A 21,240-nucleotide genomic window follows, 5' to 3' on the forward strand; every position below is an offset into this window, starting at 1 on the left:
CTCAGTCCTTTCAACGGTTTTGCTCAGGGTTCCACTGGGCGTACCGCTGCCCCCGCAGGAACTGCCACAGACCGATACTCATCCCGGCGAGGGTCACCAGAAGGAACGCGGCGAGGCGGAAGGGTTTGGGCAACCGGTGTTGCGAATCCAGCAGGCCGGCGATGGCCACGGCGTAACCGAGCAGTTGCGCGACCAGGCTCAGGCGATAGAAACCGTGTTCTTCCCACAGCCAGAAATTGCTCAGCAGCAGCGGCAGCAACAGGATCGGCGCCAGTCGGCGGATCAGTTTGTGGCTGATCAGCGCAATCGAATACAGGCCATGTTTCAGCGGATTGAGCAGCTCGCTGCGCTGGGCCAGGCTTTGCAGCCCCCCGACGGTGACCCTCTGCCGACGACGGAATTGTTTGTCCGCTTCATCGACGCCGTGGTCGATCACCTGCGCCTCGGGCACATAGACAATGCGTTTGAACGCCACCGGCGCGCAGGTGCTGATGAAGAAGTCATCGTTGACCTCGGCCGGCACGTCCTGGAACAACTCGCGGCGCAGGGCGAGCAGGGCGCCGTCGGCGGAGACCATGCAGCCGGTGCGGTTTTCCACGCGGCGCAGCCAGCCTTCGTAATGCCGATAGAGGCTGTCGCCGATGCTCAGGCCACCGCCGGTGACCGGGATCACCATGTGCCCGGCGCAAGCGCCGACCTGTGGATCGCACAGGGGCGCAAGCAGGTGGCCGAGGGTGTCGCGGGACCATTGGTTGTCGGCATCGGTGAACACCAGAATATCGCAGGTGCTCAACGCAACGCCGGCATTCAGGGTCGCGGCCTTCCCCTGGCGGGGCAGGTCGAGAATAGTGATGCGCGGGTCGATGACCTTGCGCGCACAGGCCACGGTGTCATCGGTCGAACCGTCGCTGGCCAGAATGATCTGCAGCGAGGCTGGCTGGTAATCCTGAGCGAGCAGGGTGCGCAGCTTGTGTTCGATGTGCCGCGCTTCGTTGTGCGCGGCAATCACGATGCTGATGTTCATCGGCTCCGGCGCTGCATGACGCCGCGCCGCAAACAATGGCGCCAGTAACGTCAGCAGCAGCGGATAACCCAGGTAGGCGTAGACCGGCAACAACAGGCACAACCAGAAAATGAATTCAGCCACGGGCAGGCCTCCTGGCTTTCCAATGACACAGACTGAGGATGAACGCGGCGCCGGCCAGGTGCAGACGCAACCAGTGCAGGCCCCAGAGTTGTAAGGTCAACAGCAGATCGCGGTGTTTGAAGGTCTGGCGCATGCTCAAGGCGAGCGCTGGAATGCTGGTGAGGAGCAACATCAGCGCCGCATGATGAGGGAAGCCATCGAGCAGGGCGGAGATCGCCAGGAAATCCAGGAACCAGGCGGCGAGTGACATCAACGGGAAGCGCAGCAACCGCAGACTCATCCCGTGGCTGCGCAGGAGCTGCAGATGGCTGCCCTGACGCCAGAATTCCTTGCCCATCCATTCACGCCAACTGCACTCATACCCCCAATGCAGCGCGACGGTCTGGTTGACCGACAGCAGGCGGGCGCCTGCGTGAGACAGGCGCATGGTGAAATCCTTGTCCTCGCCGGTGCGCAGGTTTTCATCAAAGCCACCAACCTTGTCGAACCAGGGGCGGCGCATCAACAGGTTGGAACTGGGCAGCCAGCGCACCGTTTGCACTGTCTCGTCGTTCGGGCGCAAGGTGCGGCGTTGCCAGGCGTTGGCATACCACGGGGCTTCGGCCGGGGTGTGCAGGTCCAACCCAAGGACGTCGACTTGAACCGCGGGCTCTATTTTCAGCAACAACGTGAGCCAGTCCTCAGGCATCTCGACATCAGCGTCGATGAAGGCCAGCCATTCGCCGGTGGCGACCGCGGCACCGCGATTGCGCAGGGCGCCGATCAGCAAGCCCGGCAGCACCAGCACTTGCGCGCCCATTTGCCGGGCAATGTGTGGGCCCTGATCCTCGGAGCCGTTGTCGGCGACGATCAGCTCACATTCCAGCCCGGCGGCGATGGCGGCGCGTTGCGCAGCCAGCAGTGTCCGGGCGATGTGGTGGGCTTCGTTGTACATCGGGATGACAATACTGATGCGGCTCATGCCTTGGCCTCCGCGAGTGGGCTTTGTTCGGCTTTCAAACGCAGCACGCTGGTCAGGGCGAGCATGATCCACACGTACTTCTGGTTGGGTGCACTGAGGAACATCAGGAACAGGGCCAGCGACAGGAAACTCATGCTCAGGTGCGTCAGCAGATCCGCTTGCTCGCGGTTGCTTCGCTGTATCCATGCACGACGGGCGCAGACCAGGTTGTACAAGCCGAGGCCAAGCATGCCGACGAACAACAGGCCGGCGGGAATCCCCAGTTCACTGAAGATTTCCAGGTAGGTGTTGTGGGCGCGACGGTACAGGTCACCGATTTTGCGGTTGGCCGAAAACGCCTTGGCGTAACCGGTGGTGGCGTAGTGCAGCGGGAATGTGCCGGGCCCGGTGCCCAGTAGCGGGTTCTCGCGGATCATCTCGCCGCCGACCACAATGTACGAGGCGCGACGGCCGAGGGATTGGTCCTGGCTCTTGGCGCCGGCGCTCAAAATGCTCAAGGACTGAATGCGCTCGATGTACCCCTTCGGCATCGCATAAAGGGCCAGCGGAATCACGATCACCAGGCCCAGCATGGCAAACCCCAGATGCCGTGGACGGATGCGTTTGAGCTCGAGGCGGTAGTGCCAGACGCCGATCATCAGGCTGAGGAACAGCACCACCAGCCCCGAACGGGATTCGGTCTTGGTCATGCCGCCCAGCAGCAAAATGCAGCAAGCGACCCAGAACACCCGATGCAGGAAGTGCGGGCTGCGCACCACCAGCAGCAAAGCGAGTGGCACGGCGAAGGCGATCAGCATGGCAAAGGCGTTCGGGTCTTCCAGCAGGCCGGCAGCGCGACCCTGGTCCTGATATTTACTGGAGAACATCGCCAGCACGCAGGTCGCCGTGACACTGATAGTGACCATTTTGGCGAACAGGTTCATGTTCATCTCGCGGCCGATCAGCAGGGTGATCACAAACAGCACCAGGCCGACACTCAGCTCCCGCAGATGCCCCATCGACATCCCCATGTTGTCGGTGTTGATCACGCTCAGCAGGTACAAGACCATGAACCAGATCAGGTAGCGCCAGATGTTGCTGCGCAGGCGTTCGGAGGGAATCTGGTGGATGGCCAGTTGCAGCATCAGGATCACGGCCAGTGACGCGCCGAGGAACTTGGTGCCCGACAACGAACTGTCCTTGAAGAAACCTTCGAACGGCACCAGCGCCGCAATCCCGAGCAAACCCCAGGTGGGTTTTCGGTAAAGCAGCGCGACACCGACCAGGCCCAGCACCGCCCCCGGCGCCAGAAACGGATAAGGGCTGGCCAGCAAACCAAGGCAGACCAGGCCGAACAAACTGACGATCGAGAGCGGAAAGATCACGCGCGTGCCTCCCGTGCAGTACGGAGATAAAGTTGCGACCAGCGTTCGGCCAGGGCCTTGAGGTCGTAACGGTCCAATTGCGTACGTTTTGCGTTGTCGATCAGTTCGCGAGCCATGGCCGGTTCATTCAGTAACGAACCGATCTGGCGGGCGAGGGCAACGCTGTCGGCGGGTGTCGCCAGCAGGCCGTTGTGCCGGTCTTGCAGCACATCGGGAATCCCGCCAACACCAAACGCCACCACCGGCACGCCGGCTTGCATCGCTTCGAGCAGAATCATCGGTGTGCCTTCGGTGCGCGAGCTGATCACCAGCGCATCGAGTTGTCGCCACCACACACTCATGTCGGTCTGGTAACCGGGCAGGGTGATGCGGTCTTGCAAACCGGCTTCGTTGATGCGCGCCAGCAGCGTCTCCCGTTCCGGGCCGTCGCCGAGCATCACGGCGTCCAGTTGCGGATGTTGCCGGCAGAGTGGAATCAGCGCATCGAGAAAAAAGTCCGGGCCTTTTTCACTGCTCAACCGCCCGACGTAACCCGCCAGCCAACGCTGGCGGTCCACGTTGTGCGGCGGCAGTCCGGTAGCCGCCGGTAAACCATTGGGGATCACTTGCAGCTTTTCCGCCCTGACGCTGGCCTCACGGCACAGCACGGCGATGCTTTCTGCGACGCAGACCACGCGATTAACCGACGCAGTGCGGCACAGTTGCAGGCTCAGCCAGGTGTAGAACTTCTGCTTGCGACTGCGCGGTGTGAAACCGTGCTGCGTAATCACCAGCGGCAGGCGCAACAGCGTTGCGCCCACCCAGCCAAACAACAGGCCCTTGAAATTGTGCGTATTGATCAACGGCCGTTCCGCCCGGCGCTGGCGCAAATGCGCCAGCAATTCCCCCAGCCCCGCGCAACCCCGGCAGTCGACCCCCGCCTGGCGAAACCGCGCGATCAACTCTGGCGGCGCATCGAGAAACAGCACCTGGTGCTGCCCCGGCGTCGCCAGGCAATGGTCCAGCAGCATCCGCTCAGCCCCGTAGAAGCCGCCGCTGCTGAGCAAATGAATGATCGGCAGGGAAGGGATGAGCGGCGCGTTCAATTGCGCACCCAATGCACCAGGCCAGGTACGGACCAGTTGCTGTGTGGATTGGTCGGTTCCACGTTTTGATCGTTGATCACCAACAGCACCGGCAAGCCCAGTTCGTGGGTGATTTGCGCTGGGTGTTTGAAACGGTGATCGAAGAACTCACGCACGTAGACCAGGGCAATCGCCAGCAAGAGACCGGTGAACAAGCCGAACGGAATGATCAGCATCGGTTTCGGGAACGCGGCTTCGGTCGGCTCATACGGCGGGCTGAGTACCCGTGCGTTGGACAGGTCGTTGTCCAGCGAGCGAGAGGTGCTGCTTTCGGCGAAGCGCTGGGCGTAAGTCGCGAACGCCGCGTGCAAGCCGTTGATCTCGGTGTCCATCTGCCGCAGCTTGCTCTGGGTTTTCTGCAACTGGTGGATGCGTTCCTTGAACTCGGCAATGCGCGCGGTTTTCTGGTTGATCACTGAGCTGACAACGGCCAGGTCGGTGGTGCGCTCCTGAATCCGGTTGCTGACCACTTTCAGAAACTGCTGACGGGTGCGGGCGATTTGCTCGCGGGTCAGCAACATCGGTTCGCTGCTTGGCTGGAAGATCGCGAGGTCGTTCATGTAGCGGCTGACCTGAGTGGTCAGGGCCTCACCCATCTGTTTGATTTCGCGATCTTCAAACGCCACGTTATCTACGGTGGTGGTGAAGGTGTAGGGGAAGGTGTAGTCGTTGAGTTTGGAGTTGCTGGCAGCGGCCAGGCTGGTTTTCAGGTAATCAAGCCAGCGTTGGCTTTGCAACAGGCGGTCGCGGTACAGGTTGAGCGCTTGCTCCTCGGTGTTGATGGCGTTGAGGCGGAAGGTGATTTCTTCCTTTGGATCGGACGAGCCGACCTCTTCAAGCAAGGCCAGCCGAGTGCCTTCCAGGCCATCGAGTCGAACCTGGTACTGCTTCTTTTTGGTTTCGTAGAACGATTGTGGCAAGTCGATGGATTGCAGTTCCTGACGGCTGGTCAGGTAGTTCTGCAGCAAGGCGGCGACAAAATTGGTGCCTTGGGTCGGATTGTCAAAGCTGTAGATGATGGAGATCACGTTGGAGCCTGGCAGGGTCTCGATTTTCAGACTGTCCATTGCCTGTTGAGTCAGTGCATCCAGCACCGTGTCGCGCACCGGATCGGTTTCCAGGCCCAACGCGTCTTTCATCGGGTTGATCACGTATTCGCGCAGCGGCGTGGTCACGTACTGCTTGAACGGCTGGGTCACCAGTTTGTTGAAGACGCCAGGGGTGGGCGTGTACTCACCCTTGTCGCGCAACTCGCTGATGGTCTGCCGGATCAAGGCTGGTGAGCGCAGGATATTGCTCTCGGTTTCCATGTCCGCCAGGGACGGTGGAATGAACGAGGCGTTCTCCTGATTGAGGGATGTGGTGGCGTCTCCCTGTGAGAGTTTTTTGGATTGCACGATCACCTGGGCGGTGATATCGAAGCTCTGCTTGAGCATCAGCGGCAAGACCAGGGCGATCACTGCAAAGATCAGGAAGACTCGTTTCACCAACTGCTTGTTGGCGAAAAAAATCCTGAAGAACTCGTGCAGGTAGTTTTCCTTTGGATTCATGGTCGGTCACCTGAGAGTTAGTTGCTGTCACTGTCTTTGTTGTCGACGCGGTAGCCGAAGCTGAAGCCCACGCCCTGGAACAACACCACGTCTGCCAGTTGCCGCGCGAGCTCACCGGCGCTGGCCAGTTTGGTCTTGGGCACATAGAGCATGTCGTCCGGTTGCAGGTACGCAATCTGCGACGCATCGCCGGCCAACGCCTTTTCGACGTCGTAGCGCACGGCCTGCACCTGGTTACCGTTGCGGCGCATGATCATCACCGAATCGAGCCGCGCCTTGACGTTGGAGCCTCGGGCCAGGGTCAGCGCTTCAAGCACCGAGACCGGCCGGCGGATCGGGTAGGAACCCGGTTGGCCCACTTCGCCCAGCACATAGATTTCGTTACCCGCCGTGGACTTCAGCAGCACGTCGACGGTCATCCGCCCCGGCAGCTTCGCGTAGCGTTGATTGAGGAAGGTTTCCAGTTGATTGACGGTCATGCCTTGCAGCGGCACGGCGCCGATTTCCGGGAAGCTGGCGTAGCCGTCGGTGCCCACGGTGATCTCCCGGCTCATGCCGGTCGCGGGGTGGTTCAGGGCACTCTTGAGGTTCGACTCGTTGCTCAGCGGGCTGATGACCTGCACGGCCAGCTGGTTGCGGTTAGGCTGGAACAGCTGTTTGCGCTGGTAGGCACGCTGGATTTCCTCACGTGCCTGTTCGGACGTCAGCCCGGCGATTTTCACCGAGGTGTTGGCGCCCGGCAGTTCAATGGTGCCGTCGGGCAGCACCAGTTGATTGCCGTTGAGCTGGCTGGCGGCGGTGAAGTTCAGGCCGATCTGGTCACCGGACTGGATGCGGTAGGCGTCCGAGCCGCTGGTGCTGATGTGGAAGATCACGTCCAGCACATCCTGTGGCCGCAAGGTCTGTTCGATCTTGGGCATGTCGGTGGCCTGGGCGTTGGCCGGTGAGGCCGTGAGGATATTCACCGGCATGGTCTGGGTTTCGGAAGTGCTGGAGCAACCTGCAAGCGGCAGCAACAGCAGGACAAGCATTTTGGCGTTCATGTCGTCATCCTTTGGCGATTGCTTACAGGTTTTTGTAGAGCCACTTCGGCATGTAGTACTTGCGTCGGTTGAACACGCTACCGACCAGTTTCGCGCCGGCCTGGGTCAGGCGCTGAACCGCCGCCTGGGCCACTTCCCAGCGCGTGTCTTCGGAGCGTACGACCATGATCACGCCGTCCACCTGGGTGCTGATGATCATGGTGTCGGCGGCGGAATACACCGCGTCACCGTCGATCACCACAAAGCGATACTGACTGCCGAGCTGATCGAGCAACGGGCCCAGGCGTTCGGGTGTCAGGTGTTCGGTGCCGCGCACAAACCGGCCGTTGGGCAGGATGTGGAAGGGCAGGCTGGACACGTTCACCACGCAGTCCTGCAGCAGAGGCGGGTTCTGGGTGTTGAACAGCAGGTCGCGAAAACCGCGCTCCTTGGTCAGCCCCATCTGCTGCGTGAGGTTGGTCGCCGACTGGCTCGCATCGACCAGCAGCACCTCGCCGCTGCTCATTTGCGCCAGTTGGCTGGCCAGTGCCAGGGCACTGGTGGTTGTACCTGCGCCGGGGTTGGCGGCGGTCAGAAATAGGATCCGCAGATCTTGATCGAGCACGGTCGAAGTCAGGTTGGACTCGCTCGGGTTGGCAATGCTTAGGCTTTTGGCTGATGAACCGTCCATTTAACTCGCTCCGTGGCCGCTGAATACTTTGAAGGGGGTTTTCAACAGGATCTTCAGATCAAGCAACAGGCTCTGCTCGGCGATATAGCTGAGGTCCAACTCAACGCGCTGGTCGAAGTCGATATTGCTGCGCCCGGAGATCTGCCACAGGCCGGTCATGCCGGGGTAGATGCTCAGGCGTGCAAGGTGGTTGTCCTTGTAGCGGTAGGCGTTGAACGAGGTTGGGCGCGGGCCCACCAGGCGCATGTCGCCCATCACCACATTGAACAGGTTCGGCAGCTCATCCAGGCTGCTGCGCCGCAGGAAACCGCCGATGCCGGTGATACGCGGGTCCTTGTCGATCTTGAAATCGATCGCGTCCGCGCCATGCTTGTTCAGGTGACGCAGGGACTCCTTGAGCTCCTCGGCGTTGGCCACCATGGTGCGGAACTTGTACATGCCGAACTTGCGACCGCGGTAGCCCGTGCGTTTTTGCACGAACATCACCGGTCCCGGGCTGCTGAATTTGATCGCCAGTGCCAGGCCCAGCAGGATGGGCGAGATCAGCAGCAGAATCACCAGCGCACCAAAGCAGGCGACCACGCGGTTGGTGCGCGACAGCGTCCACGGCCGACCGCCGTCACGGCCGGTCATCCAGCCACGACCCTGCATATGGATCGCGGTGTCGAGGCGCATTCGGTGCTCCGGGTCCAGGCGCTTGTCTCGGCGCATCTGTTGCAGGGGCACCGTTTTTTCATGTCCAGTCATAGAATCCTCCGCTGAAGTTCAGCCGCTAGCGGCGCGTGGGCGATAGGCAGTGGGTAGTAATCACGGAACCAGGCGATGAAGCGCCCGAGTCCCTCATCCAGCTCGATACAAGGCTGAAATCCGGTAGCCCGAGCCAGGTCGCTGGCATCGGCGCAGGTGTTGAGCACGTCGCCCGGCTGCAGCGGCAGCAACTCGACGAGGGCTTTTTGTCCAAGGTGTTTTTCCAGCAGCGCCAGGTAATCCTTGAGCTCCACCGGGTGCTGGCCGCCGATGTTGAAGATCCGCCACGGCGCCATGCTGCTGGCCGGGTCCGGTTGTTCACGGTCCCATTCGGTGTTGGCGTGCGGTGGACGCTCGATCAGGCGCGCGATGCTTTCGATGATGTCGTCGATGTAGGTGAAATCGCGCTGGTGTTCGCCGTAGTTGAACAACTTCAGCGGCTGCCCTTCGGCAATCGCCCGGGCAAACTGGATCGGCGACATGTCCGGCCGACCCCAAGGCCCGTACACGGTGAAAAAACGCAGGCCGGTGCAGGGAATGCCGAACAGGTGGCTGTAGCTGTGGGCCATCAGCTCGTTGGCTTTCTTGGTCGCGGCGTACAGCGACAGCGGGTGGTTGACGCCATCCTTCACCGAGTACGGCGTGTGCTGGTTGGCGCCGTACACCGAACTGGACGAGGCGTAGATCAGGTGTTTGACCGGGTGGTTGCGGCAGCTTTCGAGGATGTTGAGGAACCCGCTCAAATTGCTGTCGAGGTAAGCCCGAGGATTTTCCAGCGAGTAACGCACCCCGGCCTGGGCCGCGAGGTGAATCACCACCTCGGGTTGTTCACGGACGAACAGGGCCTCGATGGCCGGACCGTCGGCCAGGTCAACCGTCGCGAGCTGGAAAGCGCCAACCTGCTCCTGCACCCAATCCACGCGGTCGTGTTTGAGTTGCGGGTCGTAGTAATCGTTGAAGTTGTCGAGGCCGAACACTTGGTGCCCGTCGCGGATCAGCCGCAACACGCAATGGGCACCAATGAAACCGGCCGCTCCGGTGACGAGAATCTTCATGGCCGCGGCGCCTCGGGAACGATGTGCCGCAGGCCAATGCCGCTGTAGTGCAAGCCGGCCGCCGCGACCTGTTCCGGGTTGTAGAGGTTGCGACCGTCGACGATCACCCGCGAACGCAGTTTGCTCGCCAGCAAGTCAAAGTCGACTACGCGGAAATTCTTCCACTCGGTGCAGATCACCAGTGCGTCGGCATCTTCCAGGGTGTCGTCGCGGGTGGCGCACAGGTGCAGGTTATTGCGGTAGCCGTAAATGCGCCGGCATTCGGACATGGCTTCCGGGTCATAAGCCTGCACGCTCGCGCCTTCGGCCCACAGCGCTTCCATCAGGTAACGGCTGGGTGCTTCGCGCATGTCATCGGTGTTGGGCTTGAACGCCAGGCCCCAGATCGCGATGGATTTGCCGGCCAGACCGTTGGGGAATTGCGCTTTCAGTTTGCTGAAGAGGATGTGGCGCTGGCTGTCGTTGACGTCGGTGACACTGCGCAGCAGGCGCAATGGCATGCCGTTGTGTTCGGCAGTGTGCAGCAGGGCGCGCAGATCCTTGGGGAAGCACGAGCCACCGAAGCCGCAACCCGGGTAGATGAAGTGATAACCGATGCGCGGGTCGGAACCGATGCCTTTGCGCACCGCTTCGATGTCAGCCCCCAGCAGTTCGGTGAGGTTGGCCAGTTCGTTCATGAAACTGATGCGCGTGGCGAGCATCGCGTTGGCCGCGTATTTGGTCAACTCGGCGCTGCGGTTGTCCATGAACATGATCTTTTCATGGTTGCGGCAGAACGGTGCGTAGAGCTCGCTCAGCTGGCCGCGGGCTTCCTCGTCGTCGGTGCCGACGATGATCCGGTCCGGGCGCATGCAATCGGCGAGGGCGCTGCCTTCCTTGAGAAATTCGGGGTTGGAGACCACCCGCACATTCAGGGCGCTCTTGCCACGACGAAGCAGTTCTTCGTTGGCGGCGGCGGCCACCTGGTCTGCGGTACCGACCGGCACGGTGGATTTGATGATCAGGGTGCGATCGGCCTCCATGTAACTGGCGATCTGGCGGGCCACATTCAGCACGTGGCTGAGGTCGGCGGAACCGTCTTCATCGGCGGGCGTGCCGACGGCGATGAAAATCAGTTCGGCGTGTTCGACCGCATCGCTGGCCTGGGTCGTGAACAGCAAACGACCGGCCTTGATGTTCTCTTCCAGCGTGCCGGATAACCCCGGTTCGCTGATCGGCGGCACGGCCTGTTGCAGTTGCTTGATCTTGTTCGGATCGATGTCGACACATAAGACACGATGTCCGACATCGGCCAGTGCCGCTGCTTGTATCAGGCCGACGTAGCCCGTACCAAATACGCTCACGTCCATATTGGCGTGCCTCGTAAGACGGTTGAAAGAACTTAAATAAGACTGTCAAAAGGGGTATAGCCCAGCGTTGGGAAAACGTGTCAGCAAAATGACATGTTAAGTGGCTATAACAGGCCCATTTTTGGGGCGTTTTGCCATCAAGTGCTTGCCACTGCTGGATTTGCCGCGGTTTTGACGGGTTTTTCACATTTAGAAGAAAACGATAAACGGTCGTAGGGCTTGAAACACGGGGGTTACAGCCGGTCAGGTGTGTCAGATTTGAGTCAACGTTTTTTTGACGCTTTGTGTAAAAACCCGACATTTCTTGCGCTTTGATGGCCCGGTGCTAGTGTCAAAAAATGGCCGACAATCTATTGGCCAACGGACGGCCGCGAGCATCGGAAATACTATGATTCGATACCTCAAAGAACTGCTCTTAGTTCTCTATTTAGTTAAGAACTACGACTATTACCTGGAACGCCTGAGCGCAATGGGGATCGGTTTCCCGGTGCTGCTGTTTGGCGGGATGTTTATCGCGCTGACCGTGGCGCTTTTCATGACCGCGTACATCCGCCAGACACTGATCCGTCATGTGTTCGCCCTGGCGATGTTTGTCTCGGCGGTGTTTTTCGATGTCTATACCCGCGTCACGGCCGATTACCTGACCTACAGCAGCTTTGTGTCGATGGTGTACTCCGGCGGGTTCATCCAGGAGGCGGTGTACCAGTACCGCGACGCGATCATCAGTGGGGTGCTCGGCGGCTTGCTGCTGCTGTTCGGCATCGGGCTCAAGCCGCGTCGGCGCATGCCGCTGCCCGGCGCGTTGCTGGTGGCGGCGCCGGTGCTCGGGGTGTTGCTGCTCAGTGCGGTGTTGTTCGTGCGAGCGGGCGAGGGCGCCCGTGGCCTGCCGATCATGTACACGCCGCTGGCCTATTTGAACCTGTTCACCTATGAAGCCCTGCACAACACGGTCGGCCCGCGCGAGCCGGTGAAGCTGGCGCGTAACGATTCATCGCCGGGGCATGACATCGTACTGATCATCGACGAAAGCATTTCCGGCAACTACCTGGACATCAACGCGCCGTTTGGCGTGCACAGCAACCTCAAGGAACCGCGCCCGGGCGTCGCGATCTTCAACTACGGTTACGCCGCGTCCATTGCCAATTGCAGCGCCGACACCAACATCACCTTGCGCTACGGCGGCACCCGCGCCGACTACATGCGCATTAACAGCACTCTGCCGTCGATCTGGCAGTACGCGAAGAAGGCTGGCCTGCGCACCGTGTACATCGACGCTCAGCGCACCGGCGGCAACTTGCAGAACCTGATGAACGAAACCGAGAAAAAGGACATCGACGAGTTCGTGCAATTCGACCAGACCAGCGTGCGCGACCGCGACATGGCGGCCGCAGCGAAGCTGATCGAACTGCTCAACGACGGCAAGCCGGAACTGGTGGTGGTCAACAAGGTGGGCGCGCATTTCCCTGTGCACGACAAATACCCGGATGCGTTCATGGCCTACCGTCCGACCTTGCCTCGGGGCCAGTTTGTCGAAATCGCGGACACCGGCAAGCGCGATGGTTTCAACGGTCAGCCGGATGACTGGGTGCTCTACCGCAATGCCTACAAAAACACGTTGCTGTGGAACGTCGGGGAGTTTTTCTCACGGGTGTTTGCCCAGGCGGACATGAGCAATGCGCTGCTGATCTACACCTCGGACCATGGGCAGGACCTGCATGAACGGGGCAATCCCGGGTTGAATCTGCACTGTGGCGGTGATCCGGTGCAGGAGGAGGGCCTGGTGCCGCTGGTGGTGATTCAAGGGGATCAGTTGCGCACACTGGATTGGCAGAAAGCGCTGACCGCGAACAAGGACCGGTCGAGTCACTACAACATCTTCCCGACGCTGTTGCAGTTGATGGGCTATGACCTGACGGGGATCGAGGCGGTGTATGGCAAGCCGTTGAGCGTGCCGACGGCGGACGACTTTACGTTCAACTATCGGTTCAATGCGCGGCTGGGAGCCAAGCCTGAGTGGAAGCATATTGATCTGAAGAGCATTGTGACGCCGGGTCAGGCGGCGACGAGTGTGGCGGCGGGGCAGTGAGGTTTTGCACGTCGGGCACTGCGAAAATTCTGTTGGTTTGGAGATGCGTCGACCTACATTGCTGACACTATTGGGCTCATTGGCAAGGCGCCAGCGATCTTTCGCGCCTGCACTTCATTTTCATTTCTGCGAAACTGGTCCCGACCACACAAGAACGTGTGAATGGAGCGTTGAGGAGAAATGGATTGAGCCATACGGATGAACACATCGCGTACCGCGAGTTTCGAAGCAAGATGCTTGCGATGCAAGAACGGGGTGATAAAAGTACTGATCGGTTTCTTTACTCTGACGAGCCAGTGCTTCCCTTCACCGAGCTGCGTGCAACGATCAAGATTTTTCGTGCATACGTTGGCCGCCATGTTAAGCATTTCCTCGTTTCATCCCCTGAATCGGAGCATGCTGTTCGCCGTGCATTAGGCATTCCGTCTTCGTTGGCGTTGACTGTCGATAAGTGGAATAGAGCAGGACAGACCGTGTGGCTTTTTTTGCCGGAACACCTGGCTATCCGGCGCGCGAAGAAACTCTTGGGTCAGATAGGTACGCACGAGGGACGAGCCTATATTTTTGATCTGCTGATCCAGCGTACTCTGAGAGGGGATTGGTATTTCACATCGTCTCTGGATTTCACCTTCCGGTGTCTTGAAACCGCGCATTCGGTCAGCGAGCTTGAGGCGCTCAAGCATCTTGATGAGGATCTGATCAAAGCGCTGCTGTTGATGGGCGTGCGCCAACCATCGGAAATCGTTCATGCATTCGCTGACCGGTACCCGAGACCCAGCGGTCCGATCGTGCGAATGTTCGTTGAGGAAGGTGTTATTCGCCACCCCGACGAGTTGTCCTGGGTTCAAACGCATGGCTTCGCACACCGCTCCATGGACGTACTTGCGCAAGATGAAGCCACTGAAGCCCGAGGGCTGACTCAGTTATTGATGACTCATGATGTCTCGCGAAAGCAGATCGCGGGCATCTTCCGATTCGTCACTCATCGCTTCAATTCTCAACGATTGAAAACCACCATCGACCTGTTACTGGGTGCAGGCATCGACAATCTGTCGCAGGTGTTTGAGTGTGTTGGCGAATCTCTGTGGACGACTGAATCGACGCAATGGCGGTTCCTGCTGGAAGCTGTCGGAGTGCAAGACAGTGAAGAGGTTGGCCAATTCAAGCCCATCCTGGAGTGCCGGTACGATTTGTCCCGTGAACTGGTCATCGGATTGCGAGCGCTTGGCGCTGATCTTGCCGGGATCGCTGCTTGCCAGTCTCTGTTGATTGCATTGGCTCGACGTGAAGTCTCCCCAGCACCGCTGGCAGAGCTGACACTGCTGTCTTCTGCACCCCATTGTCTGACCATCGAGCAACTGGCGCTCTGCACCCCCTATCTGCAAAACGGCCGTGATCTGGCGGCGTATTTGCAAGTCATGACGCAACGGGGACATGGCTCGGCGGAGGCAGTCATGGCGTTCATGGGGAGTTACGAACGTGTAGCGCCGCAAACACTGGATCGATTGCTGATGATTGTGGAAGAGCGCAAGGGCAATGCTTCCCTTGAGTCCGTTGCAGCCTGGGTTCAGCAGGCCAGCGCGGGGGGCAATCTGGACGCGCTTGAGTATTTGGTGGGTGCCGTCGAAATACGAGATTTGGGAAGCCTGGGACAGGCCCTGAAACTCGTCCGTGTAGGCCGGGAGTTGTTGCACTATGTGGTCTCGGAAAAGCAATTGGACACCTTCAAGTTGATTCGGGTCTGGTACGACGAGAACATTAGAGGTATCAAGGAGTGGCGCGGATGGGGTGGTTTCGATGCCTTGGACAAGGTGTTGCTGAACGATGCCTATCAGCGCAAGACCTTCGATTTGTTCGAGGCTAATCAGCAGAGCATCAATGCTGCGGTCACTCAACGAGTCCAGGCATTGCTGGGACCCTGGCCTTACAACGAAGAGGAAACCGTCAGAGAAGCCTATCGTCAGACCATGGAAGCCACCCGCCTTGAGGAGCGTCAGGTATTGCTGCCAATGCTGGCTCCGATCCTGGCCCGAACAAAAGGTGTGCTGCTGTGCAGTTTATTGGAGAGCGCCTGGGAGACCCCTGACGAGATTGACCTGCAGATTGATCGCTTGATGCCTTTGCTGGATGAGTTGATGTCTGGTCGTGGGCCCACCAGCGATCAACTGAACACGTTGCAGGCGGACGCTATCGCACTGATTTACCGAACAGACCCGCATACGGTGAGATCTCAGTGGGGGGAACTGATTGGCCACGAACAGCACGTGTCGCATCTCACGCTACGTGATAGTTACAGCATGACCTGGCGATGCGCGCAGTGGCGACTGAAAGCGGTTCTTGACCGCAGAGGACTGCAAGCGCTGGTCAATGCCAGCCAATTCTCCCAACGCTTCAGACCGGGTGACTTCAAGCACATCTTTGATGCCTGCAAGAATCTGAAAGCGCGCTATCTGGATGAGGTATCGGCGGATATTCATATGTTGGTTCCCCATCTTGGCGTATTGCTGGCGGCGGGCGATGCCGATAGTACCGTTGCCCAATGGAACCGTATCGGGTTTGAAGCACTCACCAACATTGATGAAGAAAGCCCGGTTGCGCATCAGCGCATCGAAGCGCTGCACACGTTATTGATGGTCAACCTGGGCGATGCACTGGATGCCCATACCGATGAATTTGTTCAAAGGTTCAGCGATGAAGATGCGGCTTACCTTGCCTCCCGACTTTTGAACGACACGGCGGGTGCAGCCAACGATGGACGAACCAGGCTTTCCAGGGCGCTGGCTCGTACTCGCAAAAAGGTCTTGAGTCGATATGCGGCATGGGTTGCGAAGGAGCAAGGCAAATTCACCCAGAAGGCTGACGAGCAGCAAGAGACGCAGTTATCAGCGGTTGTTTCAAAGCATCCGGCGGCTTTTTTTGCGAAAGAGGCGACGAAGCTCTGTACTCGATACAACAAGCAGATGTGGTATGAAAAGCGTCACTCGCATCTGGTGGTGTTTGATCGCGGCTCACGGCAAGTTGTGGGCATGGCGATGATTTACATTGAGGTGCTGCCGGCGCTCGACCCCACAGTGCCAAGCCTCATCATCCGCGCTATCAATCCCACTGAACCGGCGATGTCCAGTTACACCAGTGAATCGATCGTGAGTGCGTTTTTTGACGTCGCCCATCGTATTGCCTTGGACAATAAGCTGGCTTGTGTGGCCTTCCCGGAAAATGGTGGCCTCCATGTTCTATCCAACCACGATGGGATCGCGAAGAGCATCAGTGAACACTTTGTGAACCACGGTTACTCCGCTTATTCACGCCGTTCATCAGCGGGGCATCAACCACAGTCCTGGCAGGGGGCGGGACTCAAAATCACGGCGTCGTTCGATGCCTATGAACGGGGGAGTGGTGCGGTCGATACGCTATTTGTCATGTGGCAGAAACCTTGCCCGATCCAGCAGTCGCCAGCCAGTGCAATGCAAGTGGCTTGAGTTTGCACCTGCGGCGTCTAAGTGACGCCGCCAATTTAAGCATGTGCGTTTCATTACTCGCGTCCGCTATCCTTGGGTCACCCTGATCAAAACGAGTGATCCCATGCTTCAGGTCCAAGGCGTCTTCAAAAGCTACGCCACTCCGCAAGGTCCTTTGCCGGTGCTGCGAGGTGTCGACCTGACATTGAAACCTGGTAGCAGCCTGGCGCTGATGGGTGAGTCGGGCAGCGGCAAGAGCACCTTGCTGCACTTGATCGCAGGGCTGGACAAGGTCGATCAGGGCAGCATTCAAAGCGGTGAACATTGTCTGGACCAGATGAGCGAAGGGCAACTGGCGAACTGGCGGCGGACCGAAATCGGCCTGGTGTTCCAGCAGTTCAACCTGATCGGCAGCCTGCGGGTCGAGGACAATCTTGCTTTTCAAGCGCGACTGGCGGGGCGGCATGATCCGCGCTGGCAAGCGCATCTGGTGCAGCGACTGGGCTTGAGTGATTTGTTGCGGCGTTATCCGGAACAGCTCTCCGGTGGGCAACAGCAGCGCGTCGCGTTGGGCCGCGCCTTGGCGTCAAAGCCCAAATTGCTGCTGGCCGACGAGCCCACCGGCAGTCTCGATGAAGCCACCAGCGATGAAGTGTTGAAGTTGCTGCTGGAATTGCTCGCCGACAGTCCGACCACTTTGTTGATGGTCACTCACAGCCACCGCGTTGCCGCACGCCTGGCGGAGAAGGTGGTGCTGCACCGCGGCCGTCTGGCTGGCGCGGGTGAGCGCTGAGGTGCGCGTCTTTCGCGAAACGTTGCGGGCGTTGCTCAGCCATTGGCGGCAGCACCCGGTGCAATTTTTCAGTGTACTGACCGGACTCTGGCTCGCCACCAGTTTGCTGACCGGCGTAGAGGCGCTGAACAGCCAGGCGCGGGAAAGCTATGCCCGCGCCAGTCAGTTGATCGGCGGCGAACCGCAGGCCAGTCTCAGCTCGCCGAGTGGTGCGACTTTCTCCCAGCAACTGTTTGTCGACCTGCGCCGCGCCGGTTGGCCGGTCTCGCCGGTGCTGCAAGGACGGGTGACGCTCAAGGGCCATGAAGACCAGCGCTTGCAGCTGATGGGCATCGAACCGGTGTCGCTACCGGCGGGCTCGGCGGTGGCGGGGCGGTCGTTGGCGATCGAGCAGATTGTCGAGTTTTTCACCCCTCCGGGCCGCACCTGGATTTCACCGCAGACCTTGCAGGCGTTGGGGCTGCAAGAAGGCGAACAACCTCTGAGCGTGAGCGGTGTGGCATTACCGCCACTGCAGGTTCAAACCGACATGGCCCCTGGCCTGTTGCTGGTCGACATCGGCTACGCCCAGCAGATTCTCGGTCTGCCGGAGCAACTGTCGCGTCTGTTGTTGCCCAAGGATTTCAGCGCGGCACTGCCCGACCAATACAAAGGCCAGTTGCAGCTCAAAACCAGCGGTGAAGAAAACAACCTCTCGCGACTGACCGAAAGCTTTCATTTGAACCTCGATGCCTTGGGGTTCCTGTCGTTCGTGGTCGGCCTGTTCATCGTTCATGCCGCGATCGGGCTGGCGCTGGAGCAACGCCGAGGATTGCTCCGAACCCTGCGCGCCTGCGGGGTTAGCGCACGCATGTTGATTACCGGTCTGGCGGTTGAGCTCGGGGCATTGGCGCTGATCGGCGGCATTGCCGGTGTCGCCAGCGGCTACCTGCTGGCCAGCGTGCTGCTGCCGGATGTGGCCGCCAGCCTGCGCGGTTTGTATGGCGCCGAAGTGGCGGGGCAGTTAAGCCTCAGCCCGTGGTGGTGGTTCAGCGGAGTCGGCCTGAGTCTGTTCGGCGCGCTGCTGGCCGGAGCCAGCAGTTTGTTGCGGGCGGCGCGTTTGCCGTTGCTGGCCCTGGCCGATCCGCAAGCCTGGCATCAAGCTCATGCGCGCTGGTTACGCCGTCAGGGTTGGGTCGCGGCAATGGCCGCTGTGATCGCGCTCATTGCCTTGTTCTGGGGGGACAGCCTGGCCAGTGGTTTCGTGCTGATGGCGGCGCTGTTGATCGGTGCCGCCCTGGCCTTGCCAGTGGTGCTCAATCTGGTCTTGAACCTGGCACTGAGCCGCAGTCATTCGGTGCTCGGCCAATGGTTTCTCGCTGACTGCCGTCAGCAACTTCCCGCGCTGAGCCTGGCACTGATGGCGCTGCTGTTGGCACTGGCGGCGAACATCGGCGCCGGCAGCATGACCGCCGGTTTTCGCGAGACCTTCAGCGACTGGCTCGAACAACGCCTGACTGCCGAACTCTACGTCAATCCGCAAAACCCGGCGCAGTCCCGAGAGCTTCACCGCTGGCTCAAACAGCAGCCTTCATTGACCGCCGTGCTGCCCAACTGGCAGGTGTCGATCCAGCTGCAAGGCTGGCCGGCGGATATCTTCGGCGTGATCGATCACCCGACCTATCGTCAGCATTGGCCGCTGCTGGAAGCCTTGGGCGACAATCCCTGGGACCGTTTGGCCAAGGACGATGCGCTGATGCTCAGCGAGCAACTGGCCCGGCGCTTGAAGGTGCGGCTCGGCGACCACCTGACCATCCCCACGCCCGGCGGCCCGTGGTCGCCGCGGATCGTCGGGATCTATGCTGATTACGGCAATCCCAAGGGCCACCTTCTGGTGAGCGCCAGCCATCTGCTGCGCGGCTGGCCGCAGCTCACGCCCAATCGTTTCAACCTGCGCATCGAGCCGGCGTTGATTGCGCCGTTCCTCAAAACGCTGCAAGTCCGCTTCACCCTGGACGACAGCCGAATCGTCGATCAGGCCCGGCTCAAGGGTTGGTCCACGCAAGTGTTTGAACGCACCTTTGCCGCCACCGCCGCGCTCAACAGTCTGACCCTGGCCGTCGCCGGTGTGGCGCTGTTTATCAGCCTGCTGACCCAGAGCCAGAGCCGCCTAGGGCAGCTCGCGCCGCTGTGGGCGCTGGGCGTGACGCGCCGGCAATTGATGTTGCTCAACCTTGGGCAGACCTGGTTGCTGGCGGTGCTGACGCTGGTGCTGGCGTTGCCGCTGGGGATCGCCTTGGCGTGGTGCCTGGACACGGTGATCAACGTGCAGGCGTTTGGCTGGCGATTGCCGTTGCGCGTGTTTCCGCTGCAGCTGTTGCAGTTGATGGGGCTGGCGTTGCTCGCGACCTTGCTGGCGTCGGCGTGGCCGCTGTATTCGCTGTATCGCACGCAACCGGCGGACCTGCTGAGGACGTTTGCTCATGAGGATTAAGGTCGCTGTGTTGCTATTGGCGTTGTTGAGCGGCTGCGACAACTCGGCGCCTGACGATAAAGGCTTCGCCGGGCTCGGCGGTGAGGCCTCCGCGTTTACTCCGGTGGTGCCCGGTCGGGTCTTCAACTTCCCGACCGATCATGGGCCGCATGACGGTTTTCGCATCGAATGGTGGTACGTCACCGCCAATCTCAAGGACGATCAGGGCCGCGAGTTTGGCGTGCAATGGACGTTGTTTCGCAGCGCGTTGAAAGCTGTTCCGGAGCAGCCGGGCTGGGGCAATCAGACCATTTGGCTGGGGCACGCGGCCGTGACCTCGGCAACCGCCCATCACGCGGCCGAACGCTACGCCCGTGGTGGCGTGGGTCAGGCGGGTGTGAGCCTTGCGCCGTTCAATGCCTGGATCGACGATTGGCGCTTCAGCAGTCAGGGCGCCGATGCCTTGGCGGATCTGCAACTCAGCGCTCGGGACAAGGGCTTCAGTTACCAATTGCGGCTGACGTCCACACGTCCGCTGGTGCTTCAAGGCGACAAGGGTTTCAGTCAGAAATCCGAACAAGGGCAGGCGTCGTATTACTACAGCCAGCCGTTTTTCCAGGCCAGTGGGACGCTGGAAATTGATGGAAAGACTTATCAGGTCAGTGGTCCGGCCTGGCTTGATCGCGAGTGGAGCAGCCAGCCCCTGACCGTCAATCAAACAGGCTGGGACTGGTTTTCGCTGCACCTGGACAGCGGCGAACAGGTCATGCTTTACCGCATGCGGCAAAAGGACGGCGTGCCTTACCTCACCGGCACCTGGATCGACGCCCAGGGCAAGACCCAGTTGTTGCACGCCACCGATATCAGCCTCACGCCGCAAGACACCGCCAAGGTCGCCGGGCGTGACATTCCGGTGCGCTGGTCGATCAAAATCCCTGCCAAACAGCTCGACATCACCATCACAGCGCTCAACCCCAATGCCTGGATGGATTTGCGCATTCCTTACTGGGAAGGCCCGGTGCAATTCAACGGCGGCACCGGCTACCTCGAAATGACCGGCTACTAAAACTCCCCGTAGCAGCTGTCGAGTGAAACGAGGCTGCGAGTTCTTGATCTTGCTCCCCACCAAATCCGCCGGAACTCCAAACGCCGCGCAAGCCTCTACCGTACGAACGCCCCGCAGGAGCCCTCACATGAGCGAAGACCTAAAACCACCCGACCTCGACTCCTGGCAGCGCCTGTTCGAAGACAAGGCCTACTGGCAGCAATCCCCCGACGCCCATTACAGCGAACTGCTGCGGGTGGCCGACGACTTGCTGGGGCAGGGCGCCATCGACCTGGAGCAATGGCAGGCCTTGAAGGCCAAGGCCGAGCAATCCCACAAAGACTCGCCCGCGGTGAACGTCGCCCAAGAGGTTGATGATCCCGACGCCTGAGGAGA

Annotated in this window: 16 protein-coding genes; 6 read left to right on the top strand and 10 right to left on the bottom strand. The window is 60.1% G+C overall.

Going from position 1 to position 21,240, the window contains the following annotated elements; all coding sequences use genetic code 11:
- Positions 1-10: 10 nt before the first annotated feature.
- From ACA072_RS11055 to ACA072_RS11100, 10 genes are read right to left on the bottom strand one after another with little or no spacing between them, the layout of a single operon-like run.
- A complete protein-coding gene (locus tag ACA072_RS11055) occupies positions 11-1,147 on the bottom strand; it encodes a glycosyltransferase (RefSeq protein ID WP_497624320.1) in 1,137 nt (378 codons plus the stop codon).
- Positions 1,140-2,108: a glycosyltransferase family 2 protein gene (locus ACA072_RS11060; RefSeq protein ID WP_497624321.1), complete on the bottom strand. Its 969-nt coding sequence runs from the start codon at positions 2,106-2,108 to the stop codon at positions 1,140-1,142. The genes ACA072_RS11055 and ACA072_RS11060 overlap by 8 nt, the downstream gene beginning before the upstream one ends.
- Positions 2,105-3,472, bottom strand: a complete 1,368-nt coding sequence (locus ACA072_RS11065) for an O-antigen ligase family protein (protein ID WP_497624322.1) — start codon at positions 3,470-3,472, stop codon at positions 2,105-2,107. Before ACA072_RS11065 ends, ACA072_RS11060 begins: the two co-directional genes overlap by 4 nt.
- The gene (locus tag ACA072_RS11070; RefSeq protein WP_497624323.1) at positions 3,469-4,557 is read right to left on the bottom strand and encodes a glycosyltransferase family 4 protein; all 1,089 of its coding nucleotides are present in this window, start codon (positions 4,555-4,557) and stop codon (positions 3,469-3,471) included. The genes ACA072_RS11065 and ACA072_RS11070 overlap by 4 nt, the downstream gene beginning before the upstream one ends.
- Positions 4,554-6,146 (bottom strand): GumC family protein, encoded by a 1,593-nt coding sequence (locus ACA072_RS11075; RefSeq protein ID WP_497624324.1) that lies wholly within the window; start codon positions 6,144-6,146, stop codon positions 4,554-4,556. The genes ACA072_RS11070 and ACA072_RS11075 overlap by 4 nt, the downstream gene beginning before the upstream one ends.
- Before the next feature lie 17 nt (positions 6,147-6,163).
- Positions 6,164-7,189: a polysaccharide biosynthesis/export family protein gene (locus tag ACA072_RS11080; RefSeq protein ID WP_497624325.1), complete on the bottom strand. Its 1,026-nt coding sequence runs from the start codon at positions 7,187-7,189 to the stop codon at positions 6,164-6,166.
- Positions 7,190-7,211: 22 nt separating this feature from the next.
- Positions 7,212-7,859, bottom strand: a complete 648-nt coding sequence (locus ACA072_RS11085) for a CpsD/CapB family tyrosine-protein kinase (RefSeq protein WP_497624326.1) — start codon at positions 7,857-7,859, stop codon at positions 7,212-7,214.
- A complete protein-coding gene (locus tag ACA072_RS11090; protein WP_497624327.1) occupies positions 7,860-8,606 on the bottom strand; it encodes a sugar transferase in 747 nt (248 codons plus the stop codon).
- Positions 8,603-9,661, bottom strand: a complete 1,059-nt coding sequence (locus ACA072_RS11095; protein ID WP_497624328.1) for an NAD-dependent epimerase — start codon at positions 9,659-9,661, stop codon at positions 8,603-8,605. The genes ACA072_RS11090 and ACA072_RS11095 overlap by 4 nt, the downstream gene beginning before the upstream one ends.
- Positions 9,658-11,010, bottom strand: coding sequence for a UDP-glucose dehydrogenase family protein (locus ACA072_RS11100; protein ID WP_497624329.1), 1,353 nt, complete (start codon positions 11,008-11,010; stop codon positions 9,658-9,660). Before ACA072_RS11100 ends, ACA072_RS11095 begins: the two co-directional genes overlap by 4 nt.
- A gap of 388 nt (positions 11,011-11,398) precedes the next feature.
- Here ACA072_RS11100 and ACA072_RS11105 point away from each other — a divergent pair, with 388 nt between their 5' ends.
- The 6 genes from ACA072_RS11105 to ACA072_RS11130 all read left to right on the top strand — a co-directional run bounded on the left by ACA072_RS11105 (position 11,399) and on the right by ACA072_RS11130 (position 21,235).
- Positions 11,399-13,096: a sulfatase-like hydrolase/transferase gene (locus ACA072_RS11105; RefSeq protein ID WP_497624330.1), complete on the top strand. Its 1,698-nt coding sequence runs from the start codon at positions 11,399-11,401 to the stop codon at positions 13,094-13,096.
- A 185-nt stretch (positions 13,097-13,281) separates the two neighbouring features.
- Complete coding sequence (locus ACA072_RS11110) at positions 13,282-16,575, top strand: hypothetical protein (protein WP_497624331.1); 3,294 nt, start codon at positions 13,282-13,284, stop codon at positions 16,573-16,575.
- 103 nt (positions 16,576-16,678) lie between these two features.
- Positions 16,679-17,347 (top strand): ABC transporter ATP-binding protein, encoded by a 669-nt coding sequence (locus ACA072_RS11115; RefSeq protein ID WP_497624332.1) that lies wholly within the window; start codon positions 16,679-16,681, stop codon positions 17,345-17,347.
- Between the two features lies 1 nt (position 17,348).
- A complete protein-coding gene (locus ACA072_RS11120) occupies positions 17,349-19,820 on the top strand; it encodes an ABC transporter permease (protein ID WP_497624333.1) in 2,472 nt (823 codons plus the stop codon).
- Positions 19,810-20,865: a lipocalin-like domain-containing protein gene (locus ACA072_RS11125; RefSeq protein ID WP_497624334.1), complete on the top strand. Its 1,056-nt coding sequence runs from the start codon at positions 19,810-19,812 to the stop codon at positions 20,863-20,865. The genes ACA072_RS11120 and ACA072_RS11125 overlap by 11 nt, the downstream gene beginning before the upstream one ends.
- A 127-nt stretch (positions 20,866-20,992) precedes the next feature.
- Positions 20,993-21,235 carry a hypothetical protein gene (locus ACA072_RS11130; protein ID WP_497624335.1) on the top strand — a complete coding sequence of 81 codons (243 nt, stop codon included), beginning with the start codon at positions 20,993-20,995 and terminating at the stop codon, positions 21,233-21,235.
- The last annotated feature ends 5 nt before the right edge of the window (positions 21,236-21,240 follow it).

The organism is Pseudomonas sp. LBUM1656 (genome assembly GCF_059716065.1).

Bases quoted from the DNA above. Each gene is read 5' to 3' on its own strand.
- ACA072_RS11080 (WP_497624325.1), bottom strand. From the start codon at position 7,189: ATGAACGCCAAAATGCTTGTCCTGCTGTTGCTGCCGCTTGCAGGTTGC.
- ACA072_RS11090 (WP_497624327.1), bottom strand. From the start codon at position 8,606: ATGACTGGACATGAAAAAACGGTGCCCCTGCAACAGATGCGCCGAGAC.
- ACA072_RS11060 (WP_497624321.1), bottom strand. From the start codon at position 2,108: ATGAGCCGCATCAGTATTGTCATCCCGATGTACAACGAAGCCCACCAC.
- ACA072_RS11095 (WP_497624328.1), bottom strand. From the start codon at position 9,661: ATGAAGATTCTCGTCACCGGAGCGGCCGGTTTCATTGGTGCCCATTGC.
- ACA072_RS11105 (WP_497624330.1), top strand. From the start codon at position 11,399: ATGATTCGATACCTCAAAGAACTGCTCTTAGTTCTCTATTTAGTTAAG.
- ACA072_RS11100 (WP_497624329.1), bottom strand. From the start codon at position 11,010: ATGGACGTGAGCGTATTTGGTACGGGCTACGTCGGCCTGATACAAGCA.
- ACA072_RS11125 (WP_497624334.1), top strand. From the start codon at position 19,810: ATGAGGATTAAGGTCGCTGTGTTGCTATTGGCGTTGTTGAGCGGCTGC.
- ACA072_RS11085 (WP_497624326.1), bottom strand. From the start codon at position 7,859: ATGGACGGTTCATCAGCCAAAAGCCTAAGCATTGCCAACCCGAGCGAG.
- ACA072_RS11075 (WP_497624324.1), bottom strand. From the start codon at position 6,146: ATGAATCCAAAGGAAAACTACCTGCACGAGTTCTTCAGGATTTTTTTC.
- ACA072_RS11130 (WP_497624335.1), top strand. From the start codon at position 20,993: ATGAGCGAAGACCTAAAACCACCCGACCTCGACTCCTGGCAGCGCCTG.
- ACA072_RS11115 (WP_497624332.1), top strand. From the start codon at position 16,679: ATGCTTCAGGTCCAAGGCGTCTTCAAAAGCTACGCCACTCCGCAAGGT.